This is a genomic window from Roseivirga spongicola (genome assembly GCF_001592965.1).
Lineage (GTDB): Bacteria > Bacteroidota > Bacteroidia > Cytophagales > Cyclobacteriaceae > Roseivirga > Roseivirga spongicola.
Genome location: NZ_LRPC01000001.1, coordinates 1501641 through 1518921 on the forward strand (window position 1 = coordinate 1501641; position 17281 = coordinate 1518921).

Here is a 17281-nt window from a genome sequence, read left to right on the forward strand (position 1 = left end):
ATTAATTGCTAAATGCGTTGCTTACTTCTCTTTGTCGTGGTCTCTGGTCTTTTAATGGAGATTCGTCAGGGCCGTGCTTAATTTTCTTGTTCAGTAGATAAATAAACAGGGTGAAAAGCAAAGCGTAAATCACGAAAAATAAGATCAGAGAGAATAGTACCTGATTGGCTGTTACCACCTCAGAAAGTGCGTTTGAGGTTTTCAGAAGGCCATAAACTACCCACGGCTGCCTACCCATCTCTGCAGTGAACCACCCCACCTGATTGGCTATTTGCGGAAGTAGTACCGAAATGACTAATATTTTCAAAAGCCATTTTTGGTCAAATAGAGTGCCTTTCCACCAGTAAAATGCAGCTAAGATGGTAAGGCCAATTAGGCCCATGCCTATGGCAATCATGATGTGATAGAATTGAAAAACAGCATTGATTTGAGTTGGAATCTCATCTTGTGGAAAGCTGTCCAAACCTCTAATCGGTTCGTTGAAATCTTGGTGTGTTAAAAAGCTGGTTCCACCTGGAATAGCTAAGCCTGTCACTTCTTTCGCCTCTTTATCTACCCAACCGAACAGGTAAAGATCGGCAGGGGCATTTTCTTCGAAGTGCCCCTCCATAGCCGCTAGTTTGGCTGGCTGATGTTCAGCGACTACTTCGGCAGAAGCGTGACCAGTAACGAGTTGCGCTAAAGATGAAATCAAGGCAATACCAAGTGCTATTTTGATGGCTTTTTTAGAAAGTTCAACATGTCTTCCTTTGAGTAGATAATAGGCGTGAACGGAGATGATGAGAAATGCTCCGGCCAGAAAAGCACCAATCCATACATGGAGAATTCTTTCAACGCTCGATGGGTTGAAAACCATTGCCCAGAAATCGGTTACCTCCGCTCTTGCATTGACACCTTCGCCTACAATTTGGTAGCCTGCAGGAGTTTGTTGCCAGCTATTGGCTACAACAATCCAGATGGCTGAAAACATACTGCCCAACCAAACACCCACGGTAGAAATAAAGTGAACCCTAGAACTAACTCTGTTCCATCCGAAAAGTAAAACACCTAAAAAGCCACTTTCCAGAGCAAATGCAAATATTCCTTCAGCAGCCAAAGCACTCCCAAAAATATCCCCAACAAAACGGGAATAAGTAGCCCAGTTAGTACCGAACTCAAATTCCATTACAATTCCGGTGGCTACTCCAATACCAAAAGTCAGGGCGAAAATTTTAGTCCAGAATTTGGCCAAAACTTCATAGGTTTTGTCTTTGGTTCGAAGGTATTGCCCTTCCATAAAGACCATTACCAGTCCGAGGCCAATACTAAGAGGCGGATAGATGTAGTGAAAGGCCACGGTGAAGGCAAACTGAATTCGGGCTAAGATTTCTACATCCATATTGGTTGTATTTATGGGTGGAAAAGCTTCTTCAAAGGTAAAGCACGAATACTTTGAAGAAGTAACATTTGTTACAATTCTGAACCGAGTAAATGGTCATCATGTTCCTGGAAATTTACTTTTTTTCTACCAACAATTGGATTGAAATAGTACCCCTAGATCCCCTAAAGGGGACTTTAGCTTCATCAGGTCGAAAAGCTTCATCGCTTCACTCTTTAGGGTTGGGGTCAAAGTCCTTTCTGTTCGGGACTTAGTTACCGGAATGCTGCTTAGTCGTCAGACCACTTGGAGTGGTCAGACGACTTGATGGCAGTTTCGAGCTTAGAAATAATTCTGTTGATTTTCTAGCGTCATGGTTTCCATCTAGCTTAGAGCACTTAATTTTGTCTTATGGATTTTACCGGAAAGCCACTTGCAGAAAGAGTTAGACCTCAAACGCTCGAAGATCTAATCGGTCAGGAGCATTTAGTTGGAAAGGAGGGCGTTTTACGCAGGGCAATTAATGCTGGAAGAATTCCTTCCATGATACTCTGGGGGCCTCCGGGAGTCGGCAAAACTACCATAGCCAATATAATAGCCAACTCGGTTAAAGCTCCATTTTTCACGCTGAGTGCCATAAGTTCAGGAGTAAAGGAAGTCCGTGAAGTAATTCAAAGAGCTAGATTTCAGTCGAATACGATTCTCTTTATAGACGAGATTCACCGCTTCAACAAGTCGCAGCAAGATGCTTTGTTGGGAGCTGTTGAAAAGGGCGACATTACCCTAATCGGAGCAACAACTGAGAACCCGTCTTTTGAGGTGAATTCGGCTTTGCTATCGCGAAGTCAGGTGTATACCCTCAAGTCACTTACTAAAGAAGACTTGTTTCGTTTGATAGAGCAGGCTTTGGCAAAGGATGAAATCCTCAGCAAGCGTCAGGTAGAGCTAAAAGAAACACAGGCATTGTTTAATATCTCTGGTGGTGACGCTCGCAAGCTGCTCAATCTGTTAGACCTGGTAGTTCAGAATATTGAAGGCGATCCGGCAGTGGTAACCGATGAGTTGGTCAAAGACATTGCCCAGCAACGAGTAGCTACTTACGATAAGACGGGCGACATGCACTATGATGTGATCTCGGCCTTTATCAAGTCCATTCGCGGAAGCGACCCGAATGCCGCGGTGTATTATTTGGCCAGAATGATTGAAGGTGGGGAGGATATCAAATTCATTGCAAGGAGGCTGGTGATCCTGGCTTCAGAAGATATTGGCAATGCTAACCCAACTGCTTTGGTAATTGCTACGAATGCCTTTCAGGCGGTGAATTTGATTGGTTATCCAGAAGGGCGAATTATTCTCTCGCAAGCGGTGACTTATCTGGCTTCTTCACCCAAAAGCAATGCTGCTTACATGGCTATTGGCCGCGCGCAAGAGTTGGTGAGAAAGACAGGAGATTTATCGATTCCAATGCCTATTCGTAATGCTCCAACCAAGCTGATGAAGGAAGAGGGTTATGGTCAGGGCTATAAGTACAGCCATGATTATCCGGGCAATTTTGTGCAGCAAGAGTTTTTACCTCAGGAAATTAAAGGCACGAAACTTTACGACCCTAAAGGCAATGCTCGCGAAGACGAAATGCGCAAGCGCTTGAAAGCTATGTGGAAGGAGAAGTATGGGTATTAGCTTGAAGCGTGAAGTTGGAAGCTTGAAGCAAGAAATGACTTGGGGAACTTTGTGGTGAGGATTAACCGCTAAGGTTGCAAAGATAGAATTAGAGTTTAAACTCAAGGTTTTCTGGGTTTTGCCTTGTATCCCAAATCGAAAGAATGAACAACTCGTCTTCATTACTCTCATAGAACATTATATAGTCACGAATTATCTTGGCTCGAACATTATCTAAATCAGTTGGCTTGCCAATTTCGGGATAATCAATAATGAGGTTTATTGCCTCTTTGAATAACAGATTTAACTTTCTAGGGTATGATTTGCTTTTGTTTCTTTTGAACCAAAAATCTAGGATTTCCTTTCGCTCTATTTGAGCCCTAGGTGACCAAACTACTCGTTTAACCATTGATCAATTTCACCGTCAGCTTGTTCTGAGTCTATGCCTTGCCCTTTTCTGATTTGTTCGCGTGCTTCCATAACATTGGCTCGTTGTTCATCAGATAAAAGATAAATGGAGTCATCGAAATTGATGGCAAGTAACCGCATTAGGTCATCTATTACAGATTGATCTTTTATTTCGTTGATTTTAGAAATCAGCTTCGCTTTTTCTTCTGTTAAGAAAGTAGACATAACTTCAAGTTAATCATTATCCCTCTCAAAGTACACCTTTATCAATTCATTTCCTCTTTGTTGAGACCAGATCATTGTCTCGCCATCAAATGTCAGTTCCCAGATGGTTTTGGTGTTGTCAGAGTTTGTGATGGTCCAGATTTCGTTGGAGTGGCCTCCAATGTGCCAGATTCCAGTTTCCATGATTTTCCCGAATTCATTGGTTCTTCTGTAGGCCCTGTCCCACATAAAGAAATATTTGGTACTCTCCACATCAGCTATTACACCTACACCTGTTTCTAGATTTGTCTTTTCAAACCCGACTTCTGTCCACCCGCCCTGAAGTAAATCCCAAGGAGCTTTTGGCTTTTTATCCACTTTGGTGAGTTGAACGATTACTTTCATACCGTCTTCCAGGCGTTCCCAAGTCATATGTGATTTGGTTAATTCGGTTTTGAAGGAGCCATACGGATCAGGTTCACTTCCATTACTCTGAGTCAGTTCTTTCTTTGTTGCGTCATATTGATAGAAGCTCGAAAAGTTCTCGATATTGCCATTGCCTGAGGTTAAAGAGCCATCTTTTTGAAAGAGAAACCATTTGGCAGTTGGAGTTACATTCCTGTCGCCCACCATTACTTCGTTTACTGCCCAAAGACCGAGGGGACCATTTTGAGCGAACATATTGATGGATAAGAATAGTGCGAGGATTAAGATTGGAGTCTTCATGAATGAAAACTAATTATTTAGTTAAATAAGATCAATTTATTTGAGAACTAATTTTCCATAACTTCAGACCACAATCCAGATTTATGAGACTATTCAAAAATATATTGTTCCTGGCTCTTCTAGCCACGATTTACTCTTGTATAGGTTCTTCTTCAGAAACCACCGAGTTAGATGTTCAGATAGACACACTATCTATTGACAGACATTTGCAGGTACTGGCTTCCGATGATTTTATGGGTAGAAAGCCTTTCACCGAAGGGGAGGAGAAAACCATTCACTATTTAGAGTCCGAATTGAAAGCCATGGGAGTGGCTCCGGGTAATGGCGATTCCTACTTTCAAGATGTGCCTTTGGTCGAAATCACTGGAACTCAGTCGCCCACCATGGTGGTGAAGGGTAAAGGTAAAACTATGACTTTCAACACGCTTTCTGATGTGGTGGTATATACTGAAAGACCAGAGGAGATGACCCAGATCAAGGATTCCGAACTGGTGTATGCTGGTTATGGAATTGTCGCTCCTGAATATGGTTGGAATGACTATGAAGGGCTTAATGTAGAGGGAAAAACGGTTGTGGTTTTGGTGAATGACCCTGGTTTTGTCTCTGGTGACTCTACCTTCTTCAAAGGAGAAGAGATGACTTACTACGGTCGTTGGACTTACAAGTATGAGGAGGCTGCCAGACAAGGTGCGGCTGGAGTTTTGATTGTTCACGAAACTGTTCCGGCTGGCTACCCTTGGTTGGTGGTTCAAAGCTCATGGACAGGCTCCAAGCTAAATCTAGACGATCCGAATGCTGGCTATAAATGTCCCATTCAGGGTTGGATTACCAGAAGTACTGCGGTAGAACTCTTCAAAGAAGCTGGAATTAAAGATTATTCTGAGATTGCTAAAACCAAAGATTTCAAACCTATACCTATGGGCTTAACTGCTTCGGTTAGCGTAACCAACGAAGTAAAGCGCGAGATGTCAAGAAACGTAGTTGGCATGGTGAAGGGCTCTACACGACCTGATGAATACATTATTTATTCTGCTCACTGGGATCACCTTGGTGTTGGAGAGCCAATAGATGGTGACTCAATTTACAATGGAGCTCATGATAATGCTTCTGGTTCTACGGGGCTATTGGCGATAGCAGAGACTTTTGCAAAGCTGGAGAAGAAGCCGGAAAGATCAGTAGTATTTCTTTTTGTTACCGCTGAGGAGCAAGGCTTGTTAGGTTCTGCCTACTATGCTCAAAACCCGATTTTCCCGCCTAACCAATCGGTTGCGAATATCAACATAGATGGCTTGCCAGCTTATGGAGAAATGAAGGACTTGACCATTACAGGTTATGGCCAGTCAGAGCTAGATAATTATGCCACAGTTGCTGCGGAGCAACAAGGCAGATATGTAATTCCAGATCCTGATCTAGGAAAAGGCTACTTCTTTAGATCTGACCATTTCAATTTTGCTAAAGTGGGTATTCCGGCATTATATGCCTCTGGTTCTTATGAGTCTAAGGAAAAAGGAGTGGAGTTTATCGATGAGAAAACACAGGAATATTTAGCAGTAAAATACCACCAACCTCAAGATAATTATGAGCCTGAAGAGTGGGGTTTAAATGGAATTGCTCAGGATGCCAAACTGCTTTTTAATGTTGGCTATAGATTGGCCAATGAAACCTATTGGCCACAGTGGAATGAAGGTTCTGAGTTTAAGGCCAAGCGTGATTCAGATATGAGTATGAAGAAGAAGTAACCCCTCCGGTCTTCGACCACCTACCCTTGAACCAAGGGGAGGAATAAATTAGTCGTTATGCTGCACCAGTCTGTTTATAGACAGACTGGTTTAATTCCCAATAAAAGATGACTCTTTATATCAATTGGTGTTGGATATGATTATCGAGACAGCTGGAGTTGGGGCTCTTGATTTTTTCATAACCGATATTCTATCTCGATCCTGTAAAACCGGGAAAATTCTTTTGGAGTCCTTGTTATCTGAGTATATACCGATTGTGGATCCGAATTTTAACCCTGAAATTGTTTCATACTGATATTCTTCGTCAGTCCCGACAGGAGTAAATAGAACATATAGACCACTGGAGGGGACTGTTATGTTTAGGTGTGAAACATCAAGTTCATTCCAGCCAAAATTATTGTTTCTCATAATTATTGGCTCCCTAGTTAGTTCTTTAAATAGGTACTTGGGTTGGCTTCTGAAAAATTCGAATTCACCAGTAAATTCAAATACTCGCATTAACAGTGGAGTCTCAGGAAAACCCATTTTATTGATGTAGATATTCACTTTATCTAAAATACCTCCAATTTCTTTTTTCTTAGTGTTAAAGTAGACTCCCCAGTAGAAGCCTAAGCTGGCCTGATAATTATTCTTTTCATTGATAATAGCTTTAGAGTTTCCTAATTCTGTAGTTTCAGTTGCTGTGGCCTTAATAATGAATGATCCTAAGTTATTGATGTCGGGCTTGAGCAGTATACGTTCCAAGTCTAGGGCTATAGCTGCCGAAATGATAGTGTCTTTGTAGCCTACGGAGCTTATATATATCTGGCTTTCTTCTAATATTTTGATTTTTAATTCAAAGAATCCCTCCTCATCGGTTATTGTTCCGTTGGTTTTGGAGTTGTATTCTACGACTGTAGCGTATGGAATGGGAGACTTGTTTTCATCATCCAAAACCTGAATTTTGATAATGGTGTTCTGAGCAAAAAGAGTGTAAGTACTAAGAAAGAGTAATACAAAGAGGAGTGTATTTCGCATTTTTCTAACTGTGTTTTCATGTTAGACGAATTGTGATGCTCATTGTTTCGCATAAGGTAAGAGTTCTAAAATGAATGGTAATCCCAATATTAAACCTCTAAAATAACCTCACTATTCGGTACTCTAAAACGGTCGGAGTAGATGCCGCCTTCTGCACCAGGCCCACAGCCTATGACCATTACTACTTCGGCTTTGCGTGGGAGTTTTAGAAATCGCTTGATTCTGAGTGAGTCCATTCCTTCCATTGGGCAAGTGTCGTAACCTTCGGCTTTCATGCTCATCATGAAGTTTTGGGCGGCTAAAGCAGCACTTTTGTGGACGGAAATTCTCAGGTCGGCATTGTTGCCATGTCTGATCATGGGGCGCTTAAGCCCAGCAAAAAAGTAGATGCATTTTTTGATCATGCCCCAAAGGCCAAACCAATCACTCCAATAATATTTTGGAATAAGGTTTTCGTAATAGTTCATGGCTCTTTTGGCTTGTTTAGAGTAGGGATCGGGATAAACCCTTTTCATTTCCTGAACCAGTGCTCTCTGCCTTTTCTTCCATAAGTCTCTTCGCCCTACAATTACTACTAGTTCTTTGGCAGTTTTGGCCGCTTTCTGATTCATGCACATCCAGGCGACTTGCTTCTTGGCCTCTTCAGATTTTATTCGGTAGAATTCCCACAGCTGCATATTGCTGCTGTTTGGGGCAAGAATGGCGCGTTCAATACTTCGCTGTACTGCTTCATGGTCGAACTCAGCTTCAATATCATAGACTCTTACCGACCTTCTTTCTTGGACTATTTGGTCGAATATTTTTGCAGTTTCTTTCATATTAGTATATCAGGGGAACCAAGGTTTGACTTAGTATGACAAGGAGAATTATTGCAATAATGTTCAGCACTACACCTGCTCTAATCATGTCTTTCATGCGGATCATTCCACTAGAAAATACGATGGCATTAGGTGGCGTTGAAATAGGCATCATAAAAGCATAACTAGCGGCAAGTGTTACCGGAATAGTCAAGTACATGGCGTTGATACCTAATGATTGAGAGATGCTAATGACTACGGGAACAAAGATGACAGTCAACGCTACATTGCTCATTATTTCAGTCATAAATAGCATGAAAGCGGTTAGTCCTGCAGTTAAAAGAATCAGATTCAGTTCTCCTCCACCTGCTATACTTTGACCAACAAATTCAACTATAGCCGATTTCTCCATGGCTTTAGCCAAGGTGAGCCCTCCACCGAAGAGTAAGAGAATTCCCCAAGGCAGCTTCTTGGTGTATTCCCATTCCATCAGAAATAGATTCTGCTTCAGGTTTACAGGGGTGATAAACATTAGAATACCTCCAGCAATGGCTATTACGGAATCGTTTAGTAAATCTGCATTGAGCCAGTTGTTTATAGAGCCTCTTAAAATCCAAGCAGAGGCAGTAATTACAAAAATGGCCGCAACGTATTTTTCCGGCTTACTCATTTTTCCTAAGGCCTTCAATTGATCATCGATGACTTGAGCCGATTCTGACAAACTTTTCAGTCCACTCGGATACATCACCCTGGTAATAATCAGATAAGTAATGAAAAGCATGATAAAGCAGATGGGCAGACCGATGGTGAGGTATTTTGCGAAAGTGACTTCATAGCCCAACATATCGTTCATAAAACCAACCCAAGCTACGTTAGGTGGGGTGCCAATTATAGTGGCCGTTCCTCCAATATTGGCTCCGTAAGCTATGGCCAACATTAGGCTTAAGGCAAATCTCCGTTTTCCTTTCCCTGCATTTTCATCGATATTCAGCAGCTGAGTAATGGAAAGACCGATAGGTAGCATCATTACCGCAGTGGCTGTATTGCTGATCCACATGGAAATGAAAGCTGTGGTGAGCATAAACCCAAGTATAATTCCGTTGGGGTTAGTCCCTGTTTTTTTGATTAGAGTTAGTGCGATTCTCTTGTGCAGGTTATGCCTTTCCATACCTAGGCCCAACATAAAGCCACCCATAAAGAGAAAGATGATTTTATTGGCATAGGGAGAGGTGGCCTCATCTACAGTAAAGACCCCAGTTATAGGAAAAAGTACAATTGGTAAAAGAGCAGTAACCGGAATAGGGGCAGCCTCCGTAATCCACCAGACTATCATCCATAGGGCTGCACCAATTACTTTCCAGGCAGTTTCGTTAAGAACACCCTCTGGCTGTAAAAATTGGAATAGAACAAAAAGTAAAGGTCCGAAGATCAGGCCAAATAGCTTAGCTCCGTAAAATTTAGGTTGTTTCAATGTTGTGGTTCTTAATGGTTACTTAATGTCTAAAAGGGTGATTATTCTTGCTTTTGAGGTTCTTTTGAATCTGAAAATATAAAGAGATGAGAGCAATATTAATAGGCCTGCTTGTATCTACCTTATTTATAGGTGGTGTCAATGGTCAATCATTAAAGAGAGCTGGTGTTACTGCACCAACAGGTTTCCAATATAATCCGGAGGTGTTAAGTGTTCTGAGTTGGAATGTGGAGCACTTTGTAGACATGTATGATAATCCATACATCAATAACTCTAGAGAAGATAATCCCAAAGAGAGTATGGAGGGTAAGGAGGCTTTGTTGGTAAAGGCCTTAAAAGCTGCAAATGCAGATGTAGTTGTGCTACAGGAGTTTGAGAGTATTGCTTACCTAAAACAGATTGCGGATAGTTATTTGAGCGAAATGGGGTATGAGTTTTTTGCTGCAGCAGAAAGCTACTCGTGGTATATGAATGTGGTAATAATGAGTAAGGTGCCTCTTGGTACTGTTTATAGTTATGGAGCACTATATACCCCTGTGGTCAATTACCTAGATGAAAACGGAAAACCTGAGTCGCAGGTAAATCTTAACTCTAGAATGTGGTCTATAGATATCCTTCCTAATCAAGAATATGAGTTTACGCTCACTGGAGTTCACCTAAAGGCAGGCAGAGGTGAAAGAAATGAGAAAATGCGTTTAGGTCAAATAAACTTGTTAAAAAACCAATGGGCCAGAATGGTAAAAGAAGACAAGAAGGTGAACTTAATGATGGTAGGTGATTTCAACTGTACTCCAGATAGTGAAGAATTTCAAACATTATTGGTTGGAAAAAAAGGTCATCAGTTTATAGACCCTTTAGCCAATAGTGGTGTGTTTTCTCATCCATCGGACAATCCGAGGTGGAGAATCGATCACATAATTTTTAACAAGAACATGATGGAAGATGTAGAGAAGGGGAGTACTACGGTTTTTAGTGACCTTCTTTCAAAAGAAGAAATGATGAAATTGAGCGACCATTTACCCATGTTCACAAGAATAAAAGTGCAGTAATAGAAAAAAGCCCCGGAGTGGGGGCTTTTCTCATCTTCAACCTTAAAATACTAAAAACTAACTAACTATGTTTTAAACGTCTTCTCTAAGAATTTAATTCTGTGTTTTACTGACTTATCTAAACTTTTCAAAATTAACTTCTGATTATAAGACGTTTATTACGGTCAAATGGTTTCAATTAAGTTGAAAATATTCGGTTAAAATCTGTTAAACATTTTAATCAATGGCTAAACGGTAAAATGAAGGGAAGGAACACTTCTGTAACTTAACATTCCCTTTGGTCAACCCATTTTATATTCTATTTTTGCCTGAAAATTAAACCCGTTGCAATGAGCGTTTTAGTGAATAAAGATTCAAAGGTGATTGTGCAAGGATTTACCGGTTCTGAAGGTAGCTTCCATGCCAGTCAAATGATAGAATATGGTACCAATGTAGTTGGTGGTGTTACTCCAGGTAAAGGAGGACAGTCTCACCTAGACAGGCCAGTGTTTAACACAGTTGAAGAAGCTGTTCAGCAAGCTGGCGCTAATGTGTCTATCATTTTTGTTCCACCAGCATTTGCGGCTGATGCCATTATGGAGGCAGCTGATGCAGGAATTAAAGTGATCATTGCTATTACTGAAGGAATTCCGGTTAAGGATATGGTAACTGCCAAAGAGTACATCAAGTCTAAAGATGTTACTTTAATTGGTCCTAACTGTCCGGGTGTAATTACTCCTGGTGAGGCTAAAGTAGGTATTATGCCTGGTTTCGTATTCAAGAAGGGTAGAGTAGGATTAGTATCTAAATCAGGTACTTTAACTTATGAAGCTGCTGACCAATTGGCAAAAGCTGGTTTAGGAATTTCTACTGCTATTGGTATTGGTGGTGACCCAATCATTGGTACTCCTACTAAAGATGCTGTTCAGTTATTGATGGAAGATGATGAAACCGATGCCATTGTTATGATTGGTGAGATTGGTGGAAACTATGAAGCCATGGCAGCTAACTACATTAAAGAGACTGGTAATAAGAAGCCAGTTGTAGGATTTATTGCTGGCCAAACAGCACCTCCAGGTAGAAGAATGGGACATGCTGGTGCAATTATTGGCGGAGCTGAAGATACAGCTGAAGCTAAAATGAAGATTATGGCCGATTGTGGTATTCACGTAGTGAAATCTCCTGCAGATATTGGAGAGACAATGGCTAACGTGTTAAAAGGATAAGATTTAGATCTTAATAGATATGAAAGGGGCTTTTTAAGTCCCTTTTTTTATGCCTAACGAAAAAGGATAAAGATAATTACCGCGATAAGCACTAACACTTCGAAAGAGTCGGAGGCTTTGCTGGCAATTTTAGAAAGGGTATTTATAGCTTTTTCCGTCATGGTTTCAGGGGGTTAAGGTAAAACGGGAACCACCTTCTGCGGTTCCCGTTTCCAAGAGACTCAACTAAATCAGACTACTATATGAATCTTTACTGACGATATAAAGGTCATATTCTGCGCCACCTATCTCAATACCGTAAACTTGGTATTTTTCGAAAATTTTGAGTCTCACCAACATTTTGGTTGAAGAATTATTATTGTGTTAAAGTGACTACATAATTACCTGGAATACCCGCTGCAACGTTCTGATCGGTCTTCAGAAAGCTGAAAACTATCCTTGAACTAGTTAGAGTGGTAATGGTAATGGATTTACCATTGCCAGTAGTAACCTGATTGTCGCTTGTTCCTACCCAAGACCAAGTACCTGTGGCAGGGAATAGGTTTCCGGCATTGGTTGTAGTAAAACTACCATTGTCAATATCCATTGAGAACCCATCGTATCTACTTGATACATCACTTCCATCAAGAGTTATAGAGCCACCACTGGCTATTGTCCAGTTAGCCTCTAGTAAAGCTTGAGCTATTTCCTGAGGAGTTTCTTCAGGTGGAGTTGGAGAATCATCGCCACCACCTCCACAGGAGGCGATGACGAATACTATGAGGATTCCAATCGATATTTTCAGTACACTGTTAAACGTGTTTCTACTTCTGTTACTTTTCATTTCTGAGTTATTTAACAATGATCAACTTTTTAACAGCGCTACCTTTTTCTGAGCTTATTCGGATCAGGTAGGTGCCAGCAGGGTATGAGCTTACGTTCACTTCTACCTTGCTTTCTTGTACCTTTTGCTTATTCCAAACGGCTGTGCCATTCATGTCTACTATGGCCAAGTTCGGCTGAACCTGAGGTATTTGAGACAGGTCTATGGTAACCATGTGCTGAGCAGGGTTAGGGTAAAGGCTTACTTCATCAGCATCAATAACATCATCATCAATAGCTGTTACTATAGTACCTTCACCAGTAATATTTACTCTGGTTTCTCCCGCATTTGATTGAATTACCATTTCGCCAGCGTAAGTTTTGGCTTCAGATGGAGCAAAGGTTACTTCTACTTGCGTTGAGGCTCCTACCTCTACAGTAAAGGCCGATTTATCTGCTGAGTAGCCATCAGGTAAAGTAATGCTGGCTACTTCTATGTCAGTATCACCAGTATTCTCTATAGTGAAGTTCTGAGAAGTAGTTTCAGCAATATCGGTTACATCGAACACCAAGCCACCAATATTGGCAATGCTAGGCTCGGCCTCATTGTTTACCGTTATGGTGATGGACTTGTCGAAGCTTGCACCACCGGCATCTGTAGATGTAACCACTACCGTATAGCTTGCCTTGGTTTCAAAGTCTACTGCTGCAGCAGTAACTAAATTGGCGCCATCAATATCGAACGCATCGTTATCATTGGTGCCTGCAGCAAGGCTATAAGTAAACGTATCTCCATTGTCTTCATCTGTTGTAGACAGTGCTCCAACAACGGAACCAACGGTTACATTTTCATCTATATAGGAGGCATCGATAGCTATAGCTGTTGGGGCTTCATTTACATCATTCAATGTAATGGTGAGTGCTTCTTCATAAGATAAACCTCCAGCATCTTCTGTTTTAACTCTCACTGAGTAAGAAGATTTAGACTCAAAGTTGAGGCTAATTTTAGCTAAGAGTTTTCCACTGTTTATGCTGAAGCTCGCATTGTCCGAGTCGCCAGTACCAGCTACCAAACTATAAGTAAATGAATCTCCATTATCTGGGTCTGTAGTACTTAGCGTTCCAATTTCGGCATCGGCTCCTGCATTCTCATCAAGCGATAAGCTGCTAGAAGCTAGTGCTGTAGGTGCTTCATTTACATTATTGACCGTTATGCTGAATGATTTTTCGAATGTAGCTCCAGCTACATCTGTAGTTCTAAGTCTAACGCTCAGGTTTGTGGTAGATTCAAAATCTATATCGCCATTTGTCACTAACTCGCCATTAGCTATGCTGAATAGATCGTTATTGTCTGAACCACTACCAGGAACGAGAGTATAGGTGAAGCTATCGCCAGCATCAACATCTGTTGAGCTTAGAGAGCCAACTACTGTTCCAGTAGCACTATTTTCAGCGACTGTTAAGGTCGAGATAGCTAAATCTGTTGGTTGATCATTGACGTTTTGAATTGTAAGTACAATATCATCCGATACTGATGCTCCTTCTGAGTCAGTAGCAGTAATTGTAATGTTCACGGTGCCAACATCATCATTAGCAGGAGTACCTGTAAACCTGTTGTTGGTAGCATCAAATGTTAACCAATCGGCTCCAGTGAAAGTAGCAGATAAGGTAAGTGCATCACCATCTACGTCTATAAATACAGAAGAAGCAATTAGTGAACTTAGCAATACATCTTCAGTAGCCGTAATGTCTGCTGCGGCAGAAGCCACAATTGGAGCATCGTTTGTGTTGGCAACACTGATAGAATACTGCTGTCTTACTGTTCCGCCAGAACCATCGTCTGCTGTAATGTAGAAGTCAGTAGAACCTACGTCATCGTTAGTAGGTGTTCCAACCAGGCTTCCATTATCTACTGAAACCCAGTCTGGGTTTCCTTCTAGCATATAGCTAAGGTTATCTCCATCTACATCGGCAAAAAGGCCAGCTAAACTTTGAGTGTAAGCAGCATCTTCAGTTGCATCGGCAATAGTTGTTGCGCTTACCGTTGGTGCATCATTTACTGAAAGCACAGTTACATCAAAAGTTTGTGTTGCAGTAAACTCTCCATCGAAAACATTGACTGTTATTGTGGTAGATCCTGAAGCATTCGCTACTGTATTGGCCGATAAGGTGATGCCGGATGCGCTTTCACTAATAGCGATAGCATCGGTGGTAATCACGCTTTCATCGGAAGAAGTGGCTGTGAAAACAAGGTTTGTGGCCTCTGTATCTATGTCTGCGAAAGTCATAAACACTCCGGCTAGTTGTCCATCTTCCTGAATGCTTTGGCCGCTCGTTGTTCCTAAAGTAGGAGCATCGTTTACAGGATTTACATTAATGTCGAAAGATGTGAACGATGATTTTCCGTTGGCAGAAGCAATCAGGAATACGCTCTCACTTCCATTGAAATCACTACTGGTGTTAATCTCAAGGTTAGTACCATTGATTGTGCCAGATAACTGACTTAAACCACCAACAGTGTAGTTAAACACGGCATTAGGGTCGTTGTTATCTGTAAACACTCCAGAAAGATCTATCGTGTAGGTTGTGAAATCTTCATCGACCGATACATTTTGAATGCCTGTAGTTGTGATATCCGCACTTTCTGTTTCGACACTAAAGGTTACAGTTTGCGTTACGGAAAGTTCTCCGTCACTCACCGTAAAGGTTACATCTTCAGAACCTGACTGACCTGAAATAGGGGTTACGGTAACGTTTTTCCCTGCTACAGCAAGAGTGAAGAGCGAACCTGCTCCATTATGCGTTATAATGAGGTCTTCATCAGCTGTTTCTACATCGTCAAAATAGTTACCCATATCAATTATGTATGCAGGAAGTTCATCTAGCATAGATTGAGTAGGGATTGTAGCTGTAGAAACGGGAGCATCATTTACTGCATTTACTGTAAGCGCAAATGACTCCACTGCAGAAACTGAGGTGGCGGTACCTAGCCTATCATCGGCAGTAATGCTAAAGTTGATAACGCCATTATAGTTGGCAGTAGGAGTTACCGTCATGATGTTGCCATTAATATCTACAATGGCAGCCCCTTGAACGTCTGGAGTGGCCTTGTAGGTGAATAATGGAACAGCGGCATCTACATCTGTAGCCGAAAGTGTATAAGTAAACACATTGTCTTCATCTACATTCTGATCGTCTATGGCAGCCATAATTGGCGAGTCGTTTACAGGAGAAACAGTTACTTCGAAGGTTTCGAAAAGCGAATAAGCTTCCTCAGTATCTAATTCTTCCAATAGCACAGAAATACTAACCTTACCAGTATAATCTGCTATAGGTGTGAGAGTTAACTCTCCATTTGCCACGGTTACCGCTACTTTAGATGGTTCAGATGAAGTTGCTGTAATATTTACTTCATTGTCTACATCGGCATAACTCAGTTGTACAGTGCCAATCTCATCTTCGTTGATTAACTGGTTGTTAATGGCAGAAAGAGTAGGAGCATCGTTCACATCAATTACTTCAATAGAAGCTGTGGCGTTAACGGTGGTTTCTCTAGACGCACTGGTTACACTAAATTCGAATGAGTCGCTGTAGCCTACGTCTCCAATTGGAGTGTAAAAGGCTGTCCATTGAATCAAGTTTCCAGACGTTTTCACTAAAACTGGCTCTGAGAGCGTTCCGCTTTCTGGAGAAGATGTGATTTCCACAGTAGCTGTAGTCAAATCGAAACCTCCTAGCTCAAGTGCATAGAGATTAACGGCTACAGGAGTGTTTTCTGGCGTTTGCTTCTCATTAGCAAAGCTGAAGAATAATCCATCTGTAGATGTGCTATTCACAAAAGCTTCCTCATCTCTAGTATCGGCAAATAAGTCGGAGTCAGCATCTAAATTTCTAATTGCTCCACCAGTACCACTTTCGGTACTATTCTCCAGTACAAATACTTGATCATCATTGTAGCCCGTTTTCGGAGTGGTTACTTCAGCAATAATAACTACTTGTTCAGCACTGAATAAGTATGGGTGCTCTGCTTGAGTAACTCCAATATTGGTTGCCAAGCTATTATCACCTTTAGTGAAACTCTCCAAGTTGAATGCGTCATTCACAATAGAGATAGTCTTAGGTGCTGTTGGAGTAGATAAATCCAAGTAGCTTAGTTTAACTGAGTAAACTGAATTGAACCTAGTATCTGATATTTCTAAGTCTAACGACTTTGAAGTTTCAGTTGCATTACTCACAGACAAGCTGCTGATCTCATGCGGTTCATCTACTACGTTGAACTTAAATGTGAGCGTGGCCTCTTCAGACTCTAGCTTCTCACCATTAACTTCCACTACCTTAAACTTGATTACATCTTCGTATCCTGTGGCAGGGGTCAGGTCACTGTTAGGGTTGAAAGTGAACCTTCCTTTATTGGTACCTGAAACTGCAAGTTCTCCGTTGGCCGGAGCCTGAGTAATCACGTAGTCTATTTCATCTCCGTCTGGATCGAAACCATTTAGCTTTAAAGTTTCTCCTAACTTATATAGGACAGACTTAGCAGCTGTTACGGCTATTGGTGCCTGATTGGGCTCCACTTGTTCTATTAGTGGAATAATGAATCCAAAGTTTCCTTTGTATTCAGTTTGCCCGTCAGTAGCGGTGAGCAAAGTACTTACACCGTTTTGGCCCACAGCAATGTGGCTGGTATAAATACCCCCCGACACCCAACCACCACTGCTGGTGGATAAGCGCTTGTTTAGCGCCTCATCATTGTTTTCATCTTGTCCTTGAACATTTATTGCAAGAACTAGCATTAACAATGTGGTTGCCAGGTTTCTGACTTTAAAAATTTGTTTTAGGCTAATCATC

The 17281-nt window shown here is 41.5% G+C and carries 13 protein-coding genes; 4 read left to right on the plus strand and 9 right to left on the minus strand.

The window, feature by feature from the left end:
• Position 1: 1 nt before the first annotated feature.
• Positions 2 to 1378 carry a cytochrome ubiquinol oxidase subunit I gene (locus tag AWW68_RS06595; protein WP_068218193.1) on the minus strand — a complete coding sequence of 459 codons (1377 nt, stop codon included), beginning with the start codon at positions 1376 to 1378 and terminating at the stop codon, positions 2 to 4.
• Between the two features lie 390 nt (positions 1379 to 1768).
• Between AWW68_RS06595 and AWW68_RS06600 the strand changes: the two genes are divergently transcribed.
• The gene (locus tag AWW68_RS06600; RefSeq protein WP_068218196.1) at positions 1769 to 3037 is read left to right on the plus strand and encodes a replication-associated recombination protein A; all 1269 of its coding nucleotides are present in this window, start codon (positions 1769 to 1771) and stop codon (positions 3035 to 3037) included.
• Between the two features lie 88 nt (positions 3038 to 3125).
• Here AWW68_RS06600 and AWW68_RS06605 read toward each other — a convergent pair whose 3' ends face one another.
• Genes AWW68_RS06605 through AWW68_RS06615 form a run of 3 tightly spaced genes read right to left on the minus strand, consistent with a single transcriptional unit; the run spans position 3126 to position 4354 of the window.
• On the minus strand, positions 3126 to 3425 hold the full coding sequence (locus tag AWW68_RS06605) for a type II toxin-antitoxin system RelE/ParE family toxin (RefSeq protein WP_068218198.1): 300 nt from the start codon (positions 3423 to 3425) through the stop codon (positions 3126 to 3128).
• Entirely contained in the window at positions 3410 to 3649 is a 240-nt protein-coding gene (locus AWW68_RS06610; RefSeq protein WP_068218201.1) for a hypothetical protein, read from the minus strand. Before AWW68_RS06610 ends, AWW68_RS06605 begins: the two co-directional genes overlap by 16 nt.
• 9 nt (positions 3650 to 3658) lie before the next feature.
• Complete coding sequence (locus AWW68_RS06615) at positions 3659 to 4354, minus strand: hypothetical protein (RefSeq protein ID WP_157717548.1); 696 nt, start codon at positions 4352 to 4354, stop codon at positions 3659 to 3661.
• Positions 4355 to 4437: 83 nt separating this feature from the next.
• Between AWW68_RS06615 and AWW68_RS06620 the strand changes: the two genes are divergently transcribed.
• Positions 4438 to 6093, plus strand: coding sequence for a M28 family metallopeptidase (locus tag AWW68_RS06620; protein ID WP_068218205.1), 1656 nt, complete (start codon positions 4438 to 4440; stop codon positions 6091 to 6093).
• Positions 6094 to 6213: 120 nt separating this feature from the next.
• On the opposite strand, the gene AWW68_RS06625 is transcribed toward AWW68_RS06620, so the two are convergent.
• The 3 genes from AWW68_RS06625 to AWW68_RS06635 all read right to left on the minus strand — a co-directional run bounded on the left by AWW68_RS06625 (position 6214) and on the right by AWW68_RS06635 (position 9378).
• Positions 6214 to 7110, minus strand: a complete 897-nt coding sequence (locus AWW68_RS06625) for a carboxypeptidase-like regulatory domain-containing protein (RefSeq protein ID WP_068218208.1) — start codon at positions 7108 to 7110, stop codon at positions 6214 to 6216.
• Positions 7111 to 7199: 89 nt separating this feature from the next.
• Positions 7200 to 7928, minus strand: coding sequence for a nitroreductase family protein (locus AWW68_RS06630; protein ID WP_068218211.1), 729 nt, complete (start codon positions 7926 to 7928; stop codon positions 7200 to 7202).
• A 1-nt stretch (position 7929) separates the two neighbouring features.
• Positions 7930 to 9378: an SLC13 family permease gene (locus tag AWW68_RS06635; protein WP_068218214.1), complete on the minus strand. Its 1449-nt coding sequence runs from the start codon at positions 9376 to 9378 to the stop codon at positions 7930 to 7932.
• A gap of 86 nt (positions 9379 to 9464) precedes the next feature.
• On the opposite strand from AWW68_RS06635, the gene AWW68_RS06640 reads away from it, so the two are divergent.
• On the plus strand, positions 9465 to 10427 hold the full coding sequence (locus tag AWW68_RS06640; RefSeq protein ID WP_068218217.1) for an endonuclease/exonuclease/phosphatase family protein: 963 nt from the start codon (positions 9465 to 9467) through the stop codon (positions 10425 to 10427).
• A gap of 329 nt (positions 10428 to 10756) precedes the next feature.
• On the plus strand, positions 10757 to 11632 hold the full coding sequence (gene sucD, locus AWW68_RS06645; RefSeq protein WP_068218220.1) for a succinate--CoA ligase subunit alpha: 876 nt from the start codon (positions 10757 to 10759) through the stop codon (positions 11630 to 11632).
• A 355-nt stretch (positions 11633 to 11987) separates the two neighbouring features.
• Here the strand turns inward: sucD and AWW68_RS06650 are convergent, their stop codons facing one another.
• A complete protein-coding gene (locus tag AWW68_RS06650; protein ID WP_068218223.1) occupies positions 11988 to 12455 on the minus strand; it encodes a hypothetical protein in 468 nt (155 codons plus the stop codon).
• A 7-nt stretch (positions 12456 to 12462) separates the two neighbouring features.
• Positions 12463 to 17226 carry a tandem-95 repeat protein gene (locus tag AWW68_RS06655; RefSeq protein WP_068218226.1) on the minus strand — a complete coding sequence of 1588 codons (4764 nt, stop codon included), beginning with the start codon at positions 17224 to 17226 and terminating at the stop codon, positions 12463 to 12465.
• Positions 17227 to 17281 lie beyond the last annotated feature (55 nt).

What these genes read in the sequence shown, in the direction of transcription:
- AWW68_RS06595 (WP_068218193.1), bottom strand. Translation starts at nt 1,378, where the DNA reads ATGGATGTAGAAATCTTAGCCCGAATTCAGTTTGCCTTCACCGTGGCC.
- AWW68_RS06600 (WP_068218196.1), top strand. Translation starts at nt 1,769, where the DNA reads ATGGATTTTACCGGAAAGCCACTTGCAGAAAGAGTTAGACCTCAAACG.
- AWW68_RS06605 (WP_068218198.1), bottom strand. Translation starts at nt 3,425, where the DNA reads ATGGTTAAACGAGTAGTTTGGTCACCTAGGGCTCAAATAGAGCGAAAG.
- AWW68_RS06610 (WP_068218201.1), bottom strand. Translation starts at nt 3,649, where the DNA reads ATGTCTACTTTCTTAACAGAAGAAAAAGCGAAGCTGATTTCTAAAATC.
- AWW68_RS06615 (WP_157717548.1), bottom strand. Translation starts at nt 4,354, where the DNA reads ATGAAGACTCCAATCTTAATCCTCGCACTATTCTTATCCATCAATATG.
- AWW68_RS06620 (WP_068218205.1), top strand. Translation starts at nt 4,438, where the DNA reads ATGAGACTATTCAAAAATATATTGTTCCTGGCTCTTCTAGCCACGATT.
- AWW68_RS06625 (WP_068218208.1), bottom strand. Translation starts at nt 7,110, where the DNA reads ATGCGAAATACACTCCTCTTTGTATTACTCTTTCTTAGTACTTACACT.
- AWW68_RS06630 (WP_068218211.1), bottom strand. Translation starts at nt 7,928, where the DNA reads ATGAAAGAAACTGCAAAAATATTCGACCAAATAGTCCAAGAAAGAAGG.
- AWW68_RS06640 (WP_068218217.1), top strand. Translation starts at nt 9,465, where the DNA reads ATGAGAGCAATATTAATAGGCCTGCTTGTATCTACCTTATTTATAGGT.
- sucD (WP_068218220.1), top strand. Translation starts at nt 10,757, where the DNA reads ATGAGCGTTTTAGTGAATAAAGATTCAAAGGTGATTGTGCAAGGATTT.
- AWW68_RS06650 (WP_068218223.1), bottom strand. Translation starts at nt 12,455, where the DNA reads ATGAAAAGTAACAGAAGTAGAAACACGTTTAACAGTGTACTGAAAATA.
- AWW68_RS06655 (WP_068218226.1), bottom strand. Translation starts at nt 17,226, where the DNA reads ATGCTAGTTCTTGCAATAAATGTTCAAGGACAAGATGAAAACAATGAT.